Source organism: Halorussus salinisoli (genome assembly GCA_005239435.1).
Lineage (GTDB): Archaea > Halobacteriota > Halobacteria > Halobacteriales > Haladaptataceae > Halorussus > Halorussus salinisoli.
The window spans coordinates 539,796-556,245 of sequence record SZNP01000004.1 but is presented as its reverse complement, the minus strand read 5'-3'; the positions used below and the strand labels follow the sequence as shown (position 1 = coordinate 556,245).

Below are 16,450 nucleotides of genomic sequence, written 5' to 3'. Positions count from 1 at the left end.
GGCGCGGAGTCTCTCACTCAAGATACCCGAGTTGTTTGAGATTCTCCATCATCTGGTCCTGATTCGCCCCGGGTAAGCCAGTGTCGCGTTGTTGCGTAAGTGGGTCGCGTTTCTGAACATCGTCGTCTCCTGCGAGAATATCGTTCCGAACCGATCCGTCTATGTCAGTCGGAACAGCACAGTCCATCGCGTGGAGGACTGTTGGTGCCACGTCGTAGATGTCCAGACCGACATCCGACTTCTCCTGGAACTCCGGGCCAGTCCCGATAAATAGACCCTCCATCTCGTGGGCAGCGATCCAGGGGTGTTCAGACGTAAATAGCGAGCCATCACGGGAGAACCCGAGCAGATTGTAGTCATCAGAAACTGTAATCAAGTCGGGAGCAGATTCGAGATACGTGCCGTTGTAGACCGCGTCTGTTTTGTGAACTTTGTCAATAACGCGATTCCCGTTTTTAGTGAATGATGTAAGTGACTCTACTAACTCCTCGATTATCTCTTGCCGACGGGCTTTGTCCAAGATGTAGATTCCCCCCATCAAGAATACGGCGTCCGAACGCTCCCAATCGACGGAGTCGACGACTGAAAGGCGACTTCGAGATGGCAGCCGGTGTGCAATCGAACTAGTCATCGAATCTGGAAGTCGACCGACGAGACGTTCGAGGCCAAGTGTCCGAATCATTCGAACGGCGTTGTTGCTCGTCAAGCCGGCAGTTTGAAGCAACGACGTCCCCGAATTACCATCTTCTTTTCTGTGAAGAAAGCCCTCTCGTTCGAGCCACGTATCGAGATACACCGTTCCTCGGATCGGTTGGAAACCGTGATCAGAGACAACCACTACATTCCATTCTTCGTCGTCGGCCTCGAGTCGCTCCAGCAACGTCTCCAACTCCTGATTGAGACACTGATACGTTTCGAGGAGTTCTTGACCGTCCCAGAAATGGTGTTGGACGGGATCAGTACAATAGATGGTAAGTTGGAAAAAGTCGAATGATTCGCCAGCTATTAGCTTCCGGGCCACGCGGAATCGTGATTCGATGAGTTCCTCGACGGTTGTAATCGTCTTTTCGTCCCCGGACTTTATCGCGAGCCGCGATCCGTTCGTAAGAGGAACATAACCTAATTCGGTGATCTCCGGCTCCCTGTTTGCTGGGGTAACGAACCCTGACCTGTCACTGTTCGGTCCCGCGATCATAAGGCCATTAATCTCGTGTGGGGGAGAGGTCGTCGGCATGTTTACGACTCCGGCTCGCTTGCCTTCGTTCGACAAGTAATCCCAGAGTTCGGCACTATCGAAGTGCGTCGCGTCGTTCTGGCGATTTGCTCGTTTCTCGCGGTCAAAGTTAAGAAAGCCAAATACCCCGAGTTTTCCCGGATTCTTACCGGTCGAATAACATTTCCAAGCGGGGTACGTAATTGGAGGTAACGTGGACTGCAACGTTCCCGTCGTACCCTTATCGCGTAGCTGTTCAAATGCCGACAACTCGAGGTCGTCTAGAATCCGCCAACTTCCGCCGTCAATTCCGAGGACGAATGTGCGAGTCATATTTTTATGCTGTTTTCGATCGAGCGTGGTCGTCTGACTGTCATTCTAAATACCCCATTCCCTGGAGGCGTTCGCGCAGTTTCGTTTGCTCGCTCCGAGTACGCTGACTACGCCTATTGGGTTCGTACTCGTCGTACCTCTCGACCGATGGTTCTGCATCAGTTCGTAATACTGGCTCGAGTACTGTCCCGTCAAATCGACTGTTCAACGGCACCTCTAGGAGTTGCAGAACGGTTGGAGTCACGTCCGTGATAGACGGCGTCTGTTCGAGTGACCACCCATCCCTGATGTCCGGGCCAGCAGCGACGATCAAGCCGTGTCGCGTGTGATCGATACGACCGTCGTCAGTTGGAATGAACGCCTTTCCTCGGGGTTGGTCGCTGCCGATGACGTACGGTGGGGCTTGCTCTAAAATAATGTCGGGCGCATACTCGACGCGGGACCCGTGATACACGTCTTCTCGCGGCGTGACGTTTACGAACGGCTTTCCCGCGGGTCCCTCTAGCGTCTCGAGTAGGTGCATAACCTCGTCACGAACCTCGCCGTATTCCTCTGCAGAGACTACCTCCGAGGAGTAGAACCGATCATCGTTGACGATGACGCCGATATCAACACCGCTGAAGCCCATTCCTTCGTAGAACGCTGTACTTCGTTCGTGGTCGACAGTCTCCTCTTCTAACGAGTCACCTAATCCGGCGGGCGCGTAGCTAGCCACGAGATTGTACATCCCGACTGTCGACAGTAGGCGCTCAATCTGCTGCTTCGTGACTCCGACCGATCCAAGCGTACGCAGTACACGTTCGAGACCATTTGACGCCCCGTCCGTTTGGTCGGAAGTGAAGATATTCTGTTCGAGCCACGTTTCTTCGCGCGATTGTTTTTTCGTGGTCTCGACGTAGCCGGCTTGCGCAAGCACGGTGTTCAGGGCGATGGTCCACTCCTTCTCTTGACCAATTCCGTGGTCAGACACGACGAACACGTTTGGATCTCCGTCCACCGCTTCGAGGATGGTCTTCATGCTCGCGTCGACGCGTTCGAACACTCGTCGTATCTTTTCCCGGTCGGTGAACTTGTGGACTGCTCCGTCCGTCTTTTGGAACTGGAGAAAGAGCAGATCCCAATCGAAGGCAGTCATCGACGACAAGGCGAGCTCCCGGCGCGAATCCGTCAGTTCGAGCCACTCTGTCAACAGCTGGTCGCTTGGAACGTCTCTCGCTTCCGAGGGGGCGTAAACAGAATACCCCGTCAGTCCGAGTTGGTCGAGAATATCTGCAGGATACGTTTCTGGTGAATCTTGGGCTATATACCCTGGAATCACCGTTCCACTGATTTCACGCGGCGGATGCGTGACGGGGACGTTCAGGACCAGCGACGTCAGTCCAGCCTCCGAGGCGTACTCCCACAGCCGACGGGCGTAGACGTCGGCGTTCGATACCGGTCGAGTCTGATACGTGTTCTTCTGGCGGGTGTAGAACCCAAAGATACCGTGTTTTCCGGGATTGACGCCTGTCGTGAGCGACGTCCACGCTGGTGGAGTCGTGGCTGGGACACAACTCTCGAGGGCCGCACACCCCCCGCGTCCGATTAGGTCCTGAATTGTGGGGAGCGTTCCCTCATCGAGCCACGGCTGAAGGTAGTGAAAACACGCTCCGTCTAGTCCAAAAATTACCGTTTTTCTCGCGTTCATACGTGTGACCTCGTCGGTAGTGCGATCGTGACAGCGTCCGACTGTCTGGCAATGACGGAGGTCATTTGATTCATCGAATACATGTTTTGTAGCCACTGCACCGCCTATAAATCTCCACTCGTAACACAGGGTCTCCGTACCGTGGCCCTTCCGTAGGTCGATAAAAGAGTAACCGTGTTGGTTTCGAGCGAGCGAAACCTCTACTGATTTTTCGAACCGTTACTTTAACCGTCTGAAAATAGAAGTCCCCGTAGACTGTTTGACCGGTTTAGTCACGCCGGGCGAACTTGTTGCCGACGCAGTGGCGGTTTCGGTGGCGACACTCCACAGAATCGCTCAAGGCGTCGGTGCTTCACTCGAGTGTGTGTCCGTCATGGATATAAAGCCGGGTGTGTGAGATAGCCACAATGAAGATTGCGTTTCTCTCGAAGATGTTTCCTCCCAGAGGCGGCGGATCAGCAATCTACGTCTTCGAACTGGCGAACGCTCTCGGCCAGCGCGGGCATCAAGTCGACGTGTACACGCAGTCATCAACGACCGACGTGCCGCGGGACGTACACGACAACGTCACGGTGTTCGATATCGTTTCAGAACACCGCGAATTGGTCACATTGGAGACCTTGTATTACAATCTCGTCGCGCGTCGAGAAGTGGATACCTCGGAGTACGACGTACTCCATGGCACGTTGATGCCAGCATCGACAGTGGCGTTTTCGCGCACTGACGTCCCGGTCGTCGTGACCAGTCATAGCTTCGCGCCCAGTGAAGTGATGGCTCACTCAGCCGAACAGCCTGCTGACTTCTTGCTGAAATACGTTTTCCACCCCATGAACGCGGTCATGGACACCGTGGCGGCTCGCATGGCCGACCACGTCATCGCAATCAGTACGGAGATGCAGGATCAGTTGATCGAACGGTACCGACTGTCCCCCGAGCAAGTCACTCTGATTCATCACGGTGTGGATACGGACCGGTTTTGTCCACGGACTGAATCACACCCTGCCGTGTCCGAGGAGAATCTCACGCTTCTGTTTGTCGGCCGTCTTATCACTCGAAAGGGGGCAGATTTAGCACTTCGGAGCGTCGGTGAAATGGAGTACGATAATGTCGAGCTTCTAATCGCTGGCGCTGGCCGGCGCGAGCCTCGATTACGTCAGTTAGCAGCTGAATTAGGTGTCTCCGACCGCGTTCGGTTTCTCGGCTTTGTCCCTGATGCGGATCTACCCCTCCTCTACGCATCAGCGGACGTTCTCCTCTTTACATCCAACTACGAAGGGTTCGGACTGGTATTTTTAGAGGCGATGGCCTCCGGCACACCAGTCGTGGGGCCGCCAGTCGGTGGCATTCCGGACGTCGTTCGAGACGGCGAATCTGGATATATCGTTCCACGACGAGCTACTGCCATCGCCGAAACCGTGACTCGTCTTATCAAACAGCCGCGTCAGTTACACTATCTGTCTCACGGTGCATATCGAGAAGCAAAACAGCGAGATTGGATCAGCGTTGCTCGAAGGGTCGAACACGTGTACGACTCAGTCCGCAACGGAACCTGAGACGTTCCTGTTCTCCTTTCGGTCATCCAGTAGCAATCCCCGACTGCTACTTCGACCAACAATTACCTTAAACGGCACACATTGATCACATATATTACTTTTTGCTCCTTTATCTATAAAACGGTGGTGAACGGGTTACTCCTTAGGGAAGGATGGTTCAGGAAACGCCTCTGGTGAGTGTTATAATTCCTACGTACGAGCGCCCCGATTTTCTCAAAACGGCCGTCGAGAGCGTTCTCGATCAGACGTACGATCCGATCGAATTGATCGTGGTCGATGACGGATCGAAAACTAGTGTTGAGGCGTCACTTGACGGTATTGACACCGCTGATTTGCTCGATTTCCGACTCCTCGAACACGAGGAGAACAAGGGTCAGAACGCGGCGAGGGCGACCGGTATCTCCGCATCGACAGGCGATCTCGTCGCATTCTTGGACGACGATGACCGCTACCTCCGAAGGAAGGTAGCTCGACAGGTCAACCTGTTCCGGGCCGAGTCATCAGACGTCGGTCTCACATACTGCGGTAGCAGGAATCGAAACGAAACGCGCGAACGGTCACCCACTGTCGAGGGAGACGTGACGAGAGAACTGCTCCTTCACAATTTTGTCGGTGGTTATTCGAGCGTGATGGTCCACCGTAAAGCGATCGAGGATGTCGGTCTCCCAGATCCGCGGTTTCCCATGGATGACGACTGGGAGTGGTTCCTCCGTCTCTCGCGGTCGTGGGAGTTTGCCTCTATCCCCGAACCGCTTGTCGAGCGCGGTGGGGGTGCTAACGCGGATTACGAACAGGTCAGCGGTAGCCTTGACCGGAAGCGTACCGCGCTACCCCTGTTACTCGAGAAGTTCGGGAGTCTGGCGGCGACGTACGGATGGCGCTTCGAGCGACGATGGCGAGCGGAACTCCATTTTCGGATCGGGTGGATAGCGGTTATGACGGATCAGCCCGGTATCGCCCGACGGTACACGCTCCGTGCCATCCGATACTATCCGTTCGTTCCTCGCTATCATATCGGGTTGATGCTTGCGCTGTTCGACCGGCCCTTATCGACGGTGTATTCCCGATTACCACGCCAAGTCCGTCGTGCGATCGGGCAGGCCATACGGTGGTAGCAAAGCAATGCCCGTATACTCATCGCCGCACGTGTCGGTTGTTTCGTAAATATCGTGGTGGAAAACCCCTGAAGCGGTCGGTTGTCAACTGCGGATTCACTCAGCTCTACACTCCCGATAGAACGCGTTTAGGATCTTTGCCGATCGGTGCCACGTGTTATCACGAGCGAGCGCGCGGAGATTCTGTCGGAACTTACGTCGCAGATCAGGATGCGTCTCCGTGCGTTCGATGGCAGTAAGGAATTCGGCGTTTACTCGGTCCGTAAAAATCCCGTGAACTTGATCCACAAGCTCGATCCCTGTGACGGCTTTTCGGTTGCGACGAGGGGAACTCCGAGACTCACGTAATCGTAGATCTTCGTCTTCGTGCCACCGCCATGGAGAATCGGGACTACCGCGAAGTCCGCTACGTTCAACACCGAATAGAGATCATCGACGAAACCAAGCGACCGGACGTTCGGCTCCGAACTTGCAGGCGCTCCCTTGCCCATCAGCACGAGTTGGACGTCTACCCCTCGCTGGCGAAGTACCGGCGCTATCTTGGTCAACAGTAGGTCCGCGGCCTCTCGGTTCGGTGGATGATCGTAGTTCCCGTGAAACACACCGATCGACCGCTGATCTAAGCCGTAGCGGTCGCGGACGACTGCCGGTGGCAGCAAATCGGACTCGGAAATTTGTGGACTTCCGGTCGGAACCGCTCGAACGAACTCCTCGGGAAGCGAATACCGGTCGAGAAAGCGTGTTCTATCCGCCTCACTCACTGTAGTGATTGCGTCGGCACAAGCGACGGTCATGCGTTCGAGCCGAGGGATAAGTCGCGGGCCGAGTACTCGTTTGTACGCTGGTAGTTGGGAAGCAACGAACTCACGCGCATGGTCGGCTTCGACATTCTGGGCCGCGTACACCACTGTCGGCTGTTCGTGAGTAATAGACGCGACGACCCGAGCGGCGCAGACGCCAGTCGAAAGGTGAACGATGTCGACAGTGATTTCCGAAAAGATTTGACGTAACGCACGGATAAAGTCGGGATTGAAGTCTGTCAAGTGTGGGATCGACCACTGGTCGTAGGTGAAGCGGCGGTTGACCCAGTCCGGACAGGGTTGCTCGTCGGCGACCGCCGTTGGAACCAACGTAAGAATCGTCCAGTCGGCCGCGAGTTCTCGTGAGAGGTGTTTCAGTCGCGTCCCTTCACCACTGGCAGGCTGAGCTAGACTCGGTCCCGGTGAGACAAAGAGCACACACCCGTCGGTACTCGCCGCACTTCTATCGATGTCCGTTTCCCTTTTCGGCCACTTCGGCCCCTCGCTAGGTTTCGTCATTTGATTCACGCTGTCGTGCGAATAGTTTGGACGAGCGTCCGAAGAGTCGGCTCGTAACTACGTATCTTTTCCCAGTCTTCGCACATGTCGTTTCAAATACTGTCGATGCCGGATTTAGTCTGGCGAGCCTGGCTATCGATACGGGTGCCATCCGGGACTGGGTCTCCGTCGCCTGCTGTGAGTGTGAGCTGATTACTCGCTTGCCGGAGGGTCAGAAGCTCTCGTTCGTGGGTGCGTCGCCGCGCAGCGAGTTGGTGGAGCGCGTCCGCTGCCGCGTGGGTCTCGGCCACGTTGGATTGTTCGTTAGGGTCGTCTGCCAGATCGTAGAGTTCCCGTTGCGGAGGTTCGTCGTTGGCTGACCGCAGAATGTATTTGAGATTTTTCGTGCGGACAGCCGTCAACTGTCGATTGCGCCGACCATCGAAATCGGATGCAACCACCCAGTCGTTCCCGGAGAGCGCCCGCCGCTGCTCCGGTTGGAGTGCTTGCTCCTCGGAGAGCGTACTCATAGCCTGAATGAGATCGGGGAGTTGGAGGAGCGATACCGGCCTGTTCACCCGCGTCGAGGGGGTTTCCTTCCCACTGACGACGAGGGGAACGCGAATATTCTCCTCATACAACTCCGGGTAGAAATGGCCATAAATACCGCGTTCATCGAACGCTTCACCGTGATCGCCATGGACGACGAATACGGGATCGTACTCGGCTAAGCGGTCCTGTAATTCTCGTAAGAGGTGATCACCGAATGCGAGTGAATCGTCGTAGATATTAAGTATCTGCTGCCGTTCGTAGGCCGAGAGTTCGACGTTAAACTGGTCGATTAATTGGTTGCAGCGCCAATTATAATAATAGTTGTCGAACCACGTACTCCATCGTCGGTACCGGCGTGGCGTCAGATACGGGAAATGAGTATCGAGCGAAAACACCCAGAGGAAAAACGGATTTTCCGTGTCGCGGCCAGCAATCGTCTGCTCGATTTCATCGATGTAGGTGTCCCACGTTTTGAACGCTTCTTGCCGCCGCACGTAGTTGCGAAGGTTCCGGAACGCCGTATAGATGCTGGAACCAGCGAGTTGTCTATCGAATAGTTTCTGATACCAGCTACTGTCAAACAGAAAGTCCTCGAAGCGGTCAAATCCGCGGTCGAAACCGTAGTAGCGAGACGCATACGCGTTCGGGCAGAACGCAATTGCCTCATACCCTTGTCGAGTCAGTGTTTCTGCGAGCGTACCGTGACGCCGCAGATGACGGCGTGAATGCTCGGGATTCGCAACACGGTCGTGAGCGACCAACGGTTCCCCGGTAAACGCACCTGCCATTGCGGGATTCGTCCGTGAAGCTGGAGCAATCGCATTTTCGAAGACGATCCCATTGTCGGCCATCGTATCGAGGGTTGGCGTCGTCTCACGTTCGTAGCCCATGAAACTACAGTGATCGGCACGCAGACTATCGAACGTTACGAGTACAATATTTCTCATGATGATATCTGCTCCTGGTTCAGTTGCCGCCGAATGCCCTCGACGAGTTCGGTTTGCGGTGTCCATCCGGTTTCCGACCGGATACGGTCGATATCTGCCTCCAAGTGGGGACGCTCCGTCTCGCGTGTCCGTTCTGCAACCTGGACGACATCGAGGTCTTTACCGAGGGCAGTACCGACACACTCGACGACTTCTCGCACAGAGTACGTCGACCCCGTGCCGACGTTGAAGGCCCGATATGACGCTTGTGGATTCGATACAAGCGTAACTAACGCTCGCGCGACATCACGGACATACACGAAATCACGTTTAGGAGCGAGATTTCCGAGTTCGATCGTTTCGGCTCCATCCCTGACTTGCTCTAGAATCGCCGGAATCAAATGCGGGTTCGTGTCGTTCGGTCCGTAGACGTTGAATAGCCGCGCCGTGACCGCAGCAGTGTCCGCCTGGGCCGCAAACAACCGGAGGAGATCTTCACCGATGAGTTTCGTGCGCCCGTAGATGTCGATCGGACCGACGTCCGACGTCTCACTCATGGCACCTTCGCGCGGTGGATAGACCGCCGCCGACGATGTATACAGGATGGATTCGAGGTTCGGCACTGCGCTGGTCGCACGCAGCAGATTGCGCGTCCCCATCACGTTCACGGTGAACGCGTCTTCCGGATGCTCGTTACAGTACGGAATGTAATGCAACGCCGCCAAGTGAATTATTGCATCCGGCTTAAACTCCGTGACGTCCTCCTGCAACTCCTTCGAGCGGATATCGCGTACCGTGAAGGAAGCATCCGCGGGAAGTTGCGCTTCGCCACCTGCGAACATGTTATCGATAACGTGGACATCAGCGCCAGCCTCCACTAACTCCTGGGTCACATGTGTCCCGATAAAACCCGCTCCCCCTGTCACGAGGACGCGTTTCCCATCAAGTTGCATGGGGATGACTCACCTCCACCTCGCGTGTATTCGTAACCAGGTCTGTGTACACCTGTTCGAGTTCGTCCACGATCCGATCCCAATCGTGCTGTTTGCCGAATGTACGTGCATTGGTTTGGAGTCGTCTTCGCGTCGCTCGATCCGTCAGAACGGTTGTAATCCGATCAGCCATGACCTCCGACGAGAGCGGCGTAATGTACCCCGTTTCGCCATCGTTCACAACGGCCGTTCCCCCATTATCTGGATGGTCAACGACGATCGACGGGGTCCCACATGCGTTCGCTTCGAGAATCGTATTCGGAAAGCCTTCACGCGTCGAGGGCAAGACGAAGACGTCTGCTGCTTTAAGATTTGCAACGACCGTCTCGTCCTCCTCGACGAACCCGAGGAACTCGACGGCCTCGGTGACCCCTCGGTCTCGTGCATACGCTTCCAAGGCGGTCCGCTCCGGTCCGTCGCCAATGATGCCGCAACTCACGTCGCGGTCGAGTTGGTCGGTCACCTGAGCAACAGCATCCAAGAGTACGTCAACGTGTTTGTGCTCCGCCAACCGACCGACGTAGATTACGTCCCAGTCGTGCTCGGCGACGGGAACGTTTTGGAGTCCCTCGTAATCGACCCCGTTGTGAACCACGGAGACGTTAGTCTCTCGCCCAATTGTCGCTAAATCCGCCTTCAGGTGGTCTGACAGGGTGATGATTTCCGTAGGCAATCGAACGCTAGCGCGTTCGATAGCTCGTCCGAAGACGCCCTTGTAGCCCAGGTAGTCGTACCAGTACTGGTCCCAGACTTCAAACCAGGTAGCACAGAGCCTCAACTCACGGGCGATTTCGTGCAGTTTCAATGGGAAGAGGGGAAACAATGGCCAGGCCTGACAATCTACGATATCGAATTGGGCGTCGCGTAAGCGTGGGGCCACGTGGACGGCGAAGTGGAGTGCCTGCCGAATCGACCGTCGGCCGTTCACGTACAAGTCCTTCGGGTCACAGACCCCATGGAACGTCACACCGTCACGTTCGATCGTGTCGGGACCGTTCCAATAGTGCATCCCATACAGATGGACGTCGTGCGTCTCGGCCAATCGTCGAGCAATCTCCCACACCCGCTTCTGTGCACCCCCTTTCTCCCACGGGTATACTGCATCGTACACGTACGCGATCTTCATGCAGCCACCCCCGTGTCGCGTACGATTGCTCGGGGTGTCCAGGATAGACGAACAGGAGTACTGACGTCCCCGCAATTCCGTACCCGCTCGGGAACCTTGGCTACCCGAGAAGCCCATCGGGGCCGGGAACGACTCCGAAGAAGGCGAGTACGAGACGTACAGGTGGGTTGACGAAATCCTGCCGTAGGACGTACGCGACCGTGGGTGGTAACGACAGGTGCGTCGGGAAATCCACTAGCGTCTCGCTGAATGCATCGAATCAGACGTCGTGTCCAACGATAAAGTCCGTACATCGGTCAGTCGGTGTCCAAATAACCAAGTGTTTGTAGTCTGTCCTTTACTTCCGCTTCGTCGACGGCTTCGAACTCGTCGTTTTCCGTTTGTTGGTTGAGGTGGTACAGCACTTCCTCGAGGACGTACGTGATGTACTCCTCAGGCGAATCGAACTCCGTTCGTGACAGTCGAGTCTCTATTTGCGACACGATCCGTGCTGGTACTTCGAGTTGTTTCGTGTCCTCCTGGACGGTCATCAGCTGTTCCCTCCATTGACGAGAATGCTCAAGCAAATCGAGTTGAAAATCGTCTGAATACCCAGAATAATCGCGGTGTACGCGAGGAGACTCGGGACGATGAACGGCGTCCGAATGTGACCAACCAGCCATTCGAAGGTCATGTAACTCGCGGTGACGACGCCAAGGCCACACACGACGAGCCCGGCTATTGCCCCGTGTTCGAGCCGGAATTCATCCATCAGCCACTCGATAATCTGGCCGTCTGGTGATTTTATCGGGTCTGCAGCAACCGCGCTATACACCCCCAGACTTCCGATCTGGTAGCCGACAATCAGGAGAAGACTGCCAACGAGCATCGTATGCATGCCGAATGATACTCCCGCGGTGTGGACGGAGAGCAACGACGGGACGATTATCGTGATACTGACGAGAGTACAGACGAGCGCAGGGAGGGTAAAGACGTAAGTCGGTGCATTTATCAACATGAACTTCACGTGTCGCCAGCCATCGTATAAGCTGTCGAGCGTTGCTTCTCCCACCCGTTCATAGTACGTAATTGGCACTTCCGTAATCTCGAGGTCCTTTTCAGCAGCATCCATGACCATCTCGCTGGCGAACTCCATTCCCTCACTCTGCAAGTTAAGTTGCTTGAGGGCATCACGGCGAATGACGCGAAACCCGCTATGGGCATCGGTGACGCCCGCCTTGTAGAAGCGATTCAGAAAGGCGGTCAACAGTGGGTTGCCAACGTACTGATGAAGGCGGGGCATCGCGCCCGGTTTGATTTCGCCAGCAAATCGACTCCCGAGGACGAGGTCTGCCTCGTCGAGCACCGCTGGCCTCAACAACTTTGGTAGTTCGGTAAAATCGTACGTCGTGTCGGCATCACCGATTGCAATGTACTCTCCTCGAGCGTGCTCGAACGCCTCCTTGTAGGCGTTCCCATAACCCGTTTCCGAGGGTGTCACTACCGTCGCACCCAAGTCCTGGGCGATGGCCGGGGTGCGATCGCTGGAACTATCGCTCACGATAATCTCGGCGGTTACGTCGAGTGTTTCGATCGCCTGCTTGATTTGCCGGATGCACTCCGCAATCCCGTCCTCTTCGTTGCGTGTAGGTAACACGACGCTTAACATCGGCCGATGATTGGTATCTACTTGCTGCCCGTCTTCCGTCGCGGGTTCCTCTGTAGTAGTGCCCTCTCCCCACGACGTGTCTGTCACCCGGTTTGGCTCAGATTTCTCGACTCCCATGCGTACTCTCCCCTCGTCCGAACGGCCGGTTCGTTGCTCGCTGCACAATTCCCCACCCTGCAGCACTGTGTGCAGTTCTGTGGCGTGCTTACTTTCTGAATCGGAAGCATCGTCAGTTCGTTTCTCCTCCGTGTTGCTGAGCCGTTCCTATTGGAAATCCACCATATCTCCTCTCAAGCCGAAAGCGGCCGTTCTTGGCCTTGCTACCGGTCGTCAGCGGCTCATCATCCCCAAGACAAGGAACAACGTCTTCACGTCACTCGTTGCAGGTCTCTTCACTCTCGGAATTCAGCAGTTAAATGTTCGTTTACAACGACGCTCGCCATCCACACATACCTGGTTTCCGAGCCGTCATCTAGGGCACAACCTCGTCTCTTCAGGGACGAGTACGGCGCAACACGTCACGCAAATACGTTTGCTTCTGATAGGAAGTAGGTCATTGGTTCGCTTCCAGCGAGCGTGGTCTCGAGCCAGTGAAGCTAATTCTTTGAACGGAGACTTTATAGAGGTGTCACTGGTCATAGAGGACAGTTCGGAGTTAACCGATGAAATTGGATCAGTTTCGGCTCCCACTGCACCAGTTACGGAAGCGGCAGGACCTCTGGTCAGAAATCGCCATCTGGATACCGATTCTCGGAATCGTCGGAAGTGAGGGGTTGCTGTTCGTCGGGTTCACAGGGTACGCTCTCTGGGGACACTTCGTGACACTCGTGTTGACGAGCCTTCTCCCACTACGCATCGAAGACGAGACCACCACGTTCCAGGCCCTCCTCTTGGTACCCCTTTTCAGACTCGTCAACCTCGGAATGCCGGTGTTTTTTCAACTCACTCTCTACTGGTTTCCCCTGATTTATGGCCCCCTAATTCCGGGGCTCTACTTACTGAAGCGGTCACACCATCCTGCGGACCCTACCATTAATTGGAAGTCCACCGTTCTGCTGCTGCCTGTCATCGTTGGGATCGCTCTCGTGTTCGCCGAAATTGAGTATTGGATTATTCAGCCAGTAGCACTGATCCCCGAATGGAATCTTCTGAATCTCGCTCTCATTAGCGGTGTTATGGTCGGTTTCGTCGGCTTCGTAGAGGAACTCCTCTTTCGAGGTGTCCTCCAACCGACGTTCCAAACGCGCTTCGGTCGCGTTCAAGGCCTTCTCCTCGCGAGCGGACTCTTCGGATTGATGCACTCGGGCTACGGGCATCCGCTGGAAGTCCTCTTTGCATTCGCAATCGGTCTACTGCTGGGGCTCATCTATGACAAGACGGAGAGTCTCGGATTCATCACGCTCATCCATGGACTACTCAACGTGTTTCTCTTTGCTGTCCTTCCCCTCCACGGCTCCTTAGGAGCCAAACTTTGACCAGATCTTCTCGTGGCGTGCTCGAACGCCAGTCGATCGTTTCGTGATTCGATCATCTTCTCGTCTCCGCATTTCCCCACGCGTTAGTCGGGAGAAGGAAGGACGCCGAGGCGTTGAGAGTTGACAACCGAATCCCCCTGGCAGTGGATAGCGACAGTGATTACAGTGGAAGCAGGGAGAACGCTCACGGCTCGACCGGGCGCTGGTCCGTGACTAGTAGAACCCCACGACATCGTCGTGGGAGAAGCCAGCACCGACGTCTCTCGGGCAAGAACGGTGGAACAAGGTACTTCGACAGGAGGACCCTACACCATCTGGAGTGATTGGAACAGGACGATGCCGGCGAAGGTGAGCAACAGCGGGACGATCGTCACGAGGAGTGTCGTACGGAGTTGGGGATTGGTGATGTCGGCCGTGTCGAAGAGATCGAAGTACGCGAGGAGGAAGATGAGGGTTGCAGCGACGAAGATACCCCCAACCCCGAGTCCAATCGGTGAGAGGAGGGAAATGGCACTCGCTGAGGCACTCGCTGACGCCCCCGCGGAGGTACTTGACGAGGCCCCGGCCGAGACACTCGACGAGACGACTGCATTCGACGAGAAGCGCGAGAACAGGTAGGTGACACCCGGAGAGGCTTGGGACGAGATGACTCCCGACGATCCGGCCGGAACACCGTTCGAAACACCAGTAACTGTACTCGAAACGATTGCGGTAAGCCCCATGTGTGAATCCCCCTCTTATGTGTTCGTTTAACCGTGATAGACAAAAGACTTGCTGAAGTAATCAAATGGCTGTGATGTTCGCCCCGGCCGACTGCGGTCGTGAAACGTTGATCCACAGCCGTAGTCGTCGATAGGGATCCCTCGACTGGGTCCCAGTGGACCCTTTATAGAGGTGGATAGTAACTTTTTGCCGGCCCGTCGTCCGCGGTGTCACTGTCATCGATTGCTCCCACGTTGCACCATCTGCAACGACTACGGTCTTCGTGTCCTTCGTGGACGCCAACTGAACGACGACAGTGTACGTCCAATTCCTGTGTTCGTGATTCGCGATTCCGACGATGAAATCCGCAGACTCGTTGACTGTTAGATCCGTTGGATAATTACTTGCGTTGCCATCCGGCCCCAAGATGTAGAACTCCGTGAGCGGCTTTGCCAACTCCGGTGGATTGACTGCCATATAGCCGACGCCGAGTATCGAAAAGACTAGTACACCGGCCAAGATCCAAGTTATGGCTCGCGTGAAGGACTGTTTCAGTTTGGACAACTCGAATTTAGTCATGATTATTGCAACTTCAGTTCCCGAACCCCCACGAGCGGACTCGTCGATACACCCCGTACCAACGCCGCCGTCCCACTGGCGAGCAACCGCGCTCGCCAGGTCTCGTCGTGGATTGCTCCATCTTGATGCACGTCAGTTCGTCTGTGTCGAGTCACGGTTTCCCCGTGAGCGATTATTTAGCGTCCTACTGACCGTCCGTTCTGTTCGGGATAAAATCGTCACAAAACCACTAAAAATCGTGGCCGTAACACGTCCACCAGCGGCCAGGAAATCATACTCGGGACCAGTAACCGTAATATTCAGGCCAACCGTGGTCGCGACGAAGAGGAATCCAAGGGAGACGGCGTTCACAATCTTTTGAAAAGGGGGGTTTTCCGACTGTTCGGGTGTGTTCGCCCATGGTCCTCGTCGGAGTGCGTCTCGGAATCGGTCTTTTGGGGCGTGATGACATCTGGGTCCATGTTGAGGAGAGTTTCTGCGGCGTGGGAGCCGGTTTCAGACGCTGGCGTATGGATATCGTGTTTGATCATGTACCGACGGACCGTCTGGGATGTGACGTCGACGTCGAGCGCGTCGGTCATTTCGTCAAACGTGTCGTACTCCTCGTACACTTCCTGCAACCGCTCCGGGTCGCGGTACGGCGGGTTTTCGGCGTCGGAGCCAGGGTCTTCGTCAGTTCTCTCCCGTTGGTCCGGAGTGGTCTCGTCTTGCTGTGTCCCGTTCTCGGGTTCGGTCGACGCATCGCGGAGAGCCCCCGTGCTTCGGGTATGGGTTCGCTTCTCATCTGTGTTGTCCGTCTCCGTCGTCGCTGTTGGTTTTGGGTTGGCATCACCGTCGCTACTCGAGGAATCTGCATCGGAGGCCCCATCTAGTGACACCGATTCCGAGTCGATGTCTATGTCTGTTGCCGAAGCACTGACGTCCTCGGGTGCCAATTCGTCCTCGTATCCTGCGGTGATTTTCATCTCGATATGGAGAGACCCATCACTCCTGAGAGACGCCTCGGTCGGTGTGAGTTTGATTTCCATATCGTCACGAGACGGTGGGAGTTCGTGTGAAAGGAACGGAATGCGGGCTCCAACCTCGACGGAAAAGGTATTGGTATCGAGGAGGTTTTGGTCGTTCGGTGTTGCGTGCGTAATAGTGAAATCTGACCCGGTTTCTTCGAAGAGTTCAAGAATATCTGCGAGTTCGCGGAAGACATGACTTAGGTCTGGTTCCTGTGCCTCCATAGATGACCGCCTCACTCGC

At 55.5% G+C, this 16,450-nt stretch carries 14 protein-coding genes; 4 read left to right on the top strand and 10 right to left on the bottom strand.

The features are described from left to right. Positions 1-13 precede the first annotated feature (13 nt). Complete coding sequence (locus E2484_RS13940; RefSeq protein ID WP_137285800.1) at positions 14-1,546, bottom strand: alkaline phosphatase family protein; 1,533 nt, start codon at positions 1,544-1,546, stop codon at positions 14-16. Positions 1,547-1,586: 40 nt separating this feature from the next. Then, a complete protein-coding gene (locus E2484_RS13935) occupies positions 1,587-3,233 on the bottom strand; it encodes an alkaline phosphatase family protein (RefSeq protein ID WP_137285799.1) in 1,647 nt (548 codons plus the stop codon). 407 nt (positions 3,234-3,640) lie between these two features. On the opposite strand from E2484_RS13935, the gene E2484_RS13930 reads away from it, so the two are divergent. Together E2484_RS13930 and E2484_RS13925 are read left to right on the top strand one after the other, a co-directional pair. Continuing rightward, positions 3,641-4,786, top strand: a complete 1,146-nt coding sequence (locus tag E2484_RS13930; protein WP_137285798.1) for a glycosyltransferase family 4 protein — start codon at positions 3,641-3,643, stop codon at positions 4,784-4,786. Between the two features lie 152 nt (positions 4,787-4,938). Then, complete coding sequence (locus E2484_RS13925) at positions 4,939-5,901, top strand: glycosyltransferase family 2 protein (RefSeq protein WP_137285797.1); 963 nt, start codon at positions 4,939-4,941, stop codon at positions 5,899-5,901. A 251-nt stretch (positions 5,902-6,152) separates the two neighbouring features. On the opposite strand, the gene E2484_RS13920 is transcribed toward E2484_RS13925, so the two are convergent. From E2484_RS13920 to E2484_RS13895, 6 genes are all read right to left on the bottom strand, one after another. After that, positions 6,153-7,220 (bottom strand): glycosyltransferase, encoded by a 1,068-nt coding sequence (locus tag E2484_RS13920; protein ID WP_137285796.1) that lies wholly within the window; start codon positions 7,218-7,220, stop codon positions 6,153-6,155. 92 nt (positions 7,221-7,312) lie between these two features. Further along, a complete protein-coding gene (locus E2484_RS13915) occupies positions 7,313-8,698 on the bottom strand; it encodes a sulfatase-like hydrolase/transferase (RefSeq protein ID WP_321112654.1) in 1,386 nt (461 codons plus the stop codon). After that, positions 8,695-9,630: an NAD-dependent epimerase/dehydratase family protein gene (locus E2484_RS13910; protein ID WP_137285794.1), complete on the bottom strand. Its 936-nt coding sequence runs from the start codon at positions 9,628-9,630 to the stop codon at positions 8,695-8,697. Before E2484_RS13910 ends, E2484_RS13915 begins: the two co-directional genes overlap by 4 nt. After that, complete coding sequence (locus E2484_RS13905; protein ID WP_170977355.1) at positions 9,620-10,795, bottom strand: glycosyltransferase family 4 protein; 1,176 nt, start codon at positions 10,793-10,795, stop codon at positions 9,620-9,622. Before E2484_RS13905 ends, E2484_RS13910 begins: the two co-directional genes overlap by 11 nt. Positions 10,796-11,091: 296 nt before the next feature. After that, positions 11,092-11,325, bottom strand: a complete 234-nt coding sequence (locus E2484_RS13900; protein WP_137285792.1) for a hypothetical protein — start codon at positions 11,323-11,325, stop codon at positions 11,092-11,094. Further along, a complete protein-coding gene (locus E2484_RS13895; protein WP_137285791.1) occupies positions 11,325-12,560 on the bottom strand; it encodes a glycosyltransferase family 2 protein in 1,236 nt (411 codons plus the stop codon). The genes E2484_RS13900 and E2484_RS13895 overlap by 1 nt, the downstream gene beginning before the upstream one ends. Positions 12,561-13,105: 545 nt before the next feature. Between E2484_RS13895 and E2484_RS13890 the strand changes: the two genes are divergently transcribed. Further along, positions 13,106-13,918, top strand: coding sequence for a CPBP family intramembrane glutamic endopeptidase (locus E2484_RS13890; RefSeq protein ID WP_137285790.1), 813 nt, complete (start codon positions 13,106-13,108; stop codon positions 13,916-13,918). A gap of 336 nt (positions 13,919-14,254) precedes the next feature. Continuing rightward, positions 14,255-14,536, top strand: coding sequence for a hypothetical protein (locus E2484_RS13885; protein ID WP_137285789.1), 282 nt, complete (start codon positions 14,255-14,257; stop codon positions 14,534-14,536). A 165-nt stretch (positions 14,537-14,701) separates the two neighbouring features. On the opposite strand, the gene E2484_RS13880 is transcribed toward E2484_RS13885, so the two are convergent. Further along, the gene (locus tag E2484_RS13880) at positions 14,702-15,199 is read right to left on the bottom strand and encodes a DUF1616 domain-containing protein (protein WP_137285788.1); all 498 of its coding nucleotides are present in this window, start codon (positions 15,197-15,199) and stop codon (positions 14,702-14,704) included. Positions 15,200-15,546: 347 nt separating this feature from the next. Beyond that, the gene (locus tag E2484_RS13875; RefSeq protein ID WP_137285787.1) at positions 15,547-16,431 is read right to left on the bottom strand and encodes a hypothetical protein; all 885 of its coding nucleotides are present in this window, start codon (positions 16,429-16,431) and stop codon (positions 15,547-15,549) included. Positions 16,432-16,450 lie beyond the last annotated feature (19 nt).

Excerpts from the sequence above, each read along its gene's own strand:
- E2484_RS13940 (WP_137285800.1), bottom strand. The coding sequence starts at position 1,546 with ATGACTCGCACATTCGTCCTCGGAATTGACGGCGGAAGTTGGCGGATT.
- E2484_RS13935 (WP_137285799.1), bottom strand. The coding sequence starts at position 3,233 with ATGAACGCGAGAAAAACGGTAATTTTTGGACTAGACGGAGCGTGTTTT.
- E2484_RS13930 (WP_137285798.1), top strand. The coding sequence starts at position 3,641 with ATGAAGATTGCGTTTCTCTCGAAGATGTTTCCTCCCAGAGGCGGCGGA.
- E2484_RS13925 (WP_137285797.1), top strand. The coding sequence starts at position 4,939 with ATGGTTCAGGAAACGCCTCTGGTGAGTGTTATAATTCCTACGTACGAG.
- E2484_RS13920 (WP_137285796.1), bottom strand. The coding sequence starts at position 7,220 with ATGACGAAACCTAGCGAGGGGCCGAAGTGGCCGAAAAGGGAAACGGAC.
- E2484_RS13915 (WP_321112654.1), bottom strand. The coding sequence starts at position 8,698 with ATGAGAAATATTGTACTCGTAACGTTCGATAGTCTGCGTGCCGATCAC.
- E2484_RS13910 (WP_137285794.1), bottom strand. The coding sequence starts at position 9,630 with ATGCAACTTGATGGGAAACGCGTCCTCGTGACAGGGGGAGCGGGTTTT.
- E2484_RS13905 (WP_170977355.1), bottom strand. The coding sequence starts at position 10,795 with ATGAAGATCGCGTACGTGTACGATGCAGTATACCCGTGGGAGAAAGGG.
- E2484_RS13900 (WP_137285792.1), bottom strand. The coding sequence starts at position 11,325 with ATGACCGTCCAGGAGGACACGAAACAACTCGAAGTACCAGCACGGATC.
- E2484_RS13895 (WP_137285791.1), bottom strand. The coding sequence starts at position 12,560 with ATGGGAGTCGAGAAATCTGAGCCAAACCGGGTGACAGACACGTCGTGG.
- E2484_RS13890 (WP_137285790.1), top strand. The coding sequence starts at position 13,106 with ATGAAATTGGATCAGTTTCGGCTCCCACTGCACCAGTTACGGAAGCGG.
- E2484_RS13885 (WP_137285789.1), top strand. The coding sequence starts at position 14,255 with ATGCCGGCGAAGGTGAGCAACAGCGGGACGATCGTCACGAGGAGTGTC.
- E2484_RS13880 (WP_137285788.1), bottom strand. The coding sequence starts at position 15,199 with ATGACTAAATTCGAGTTGTCCAAACTGAAACAGTCCTTCACGCGAGCC.
- E2484_RS13875 (WP_137285787.1), bottom strand. The coding sequence starts at position 16,431 with ATGGAGGCACAGGAACCAGACCTAAGTCATGTCTTCCGCGAACTCGCA.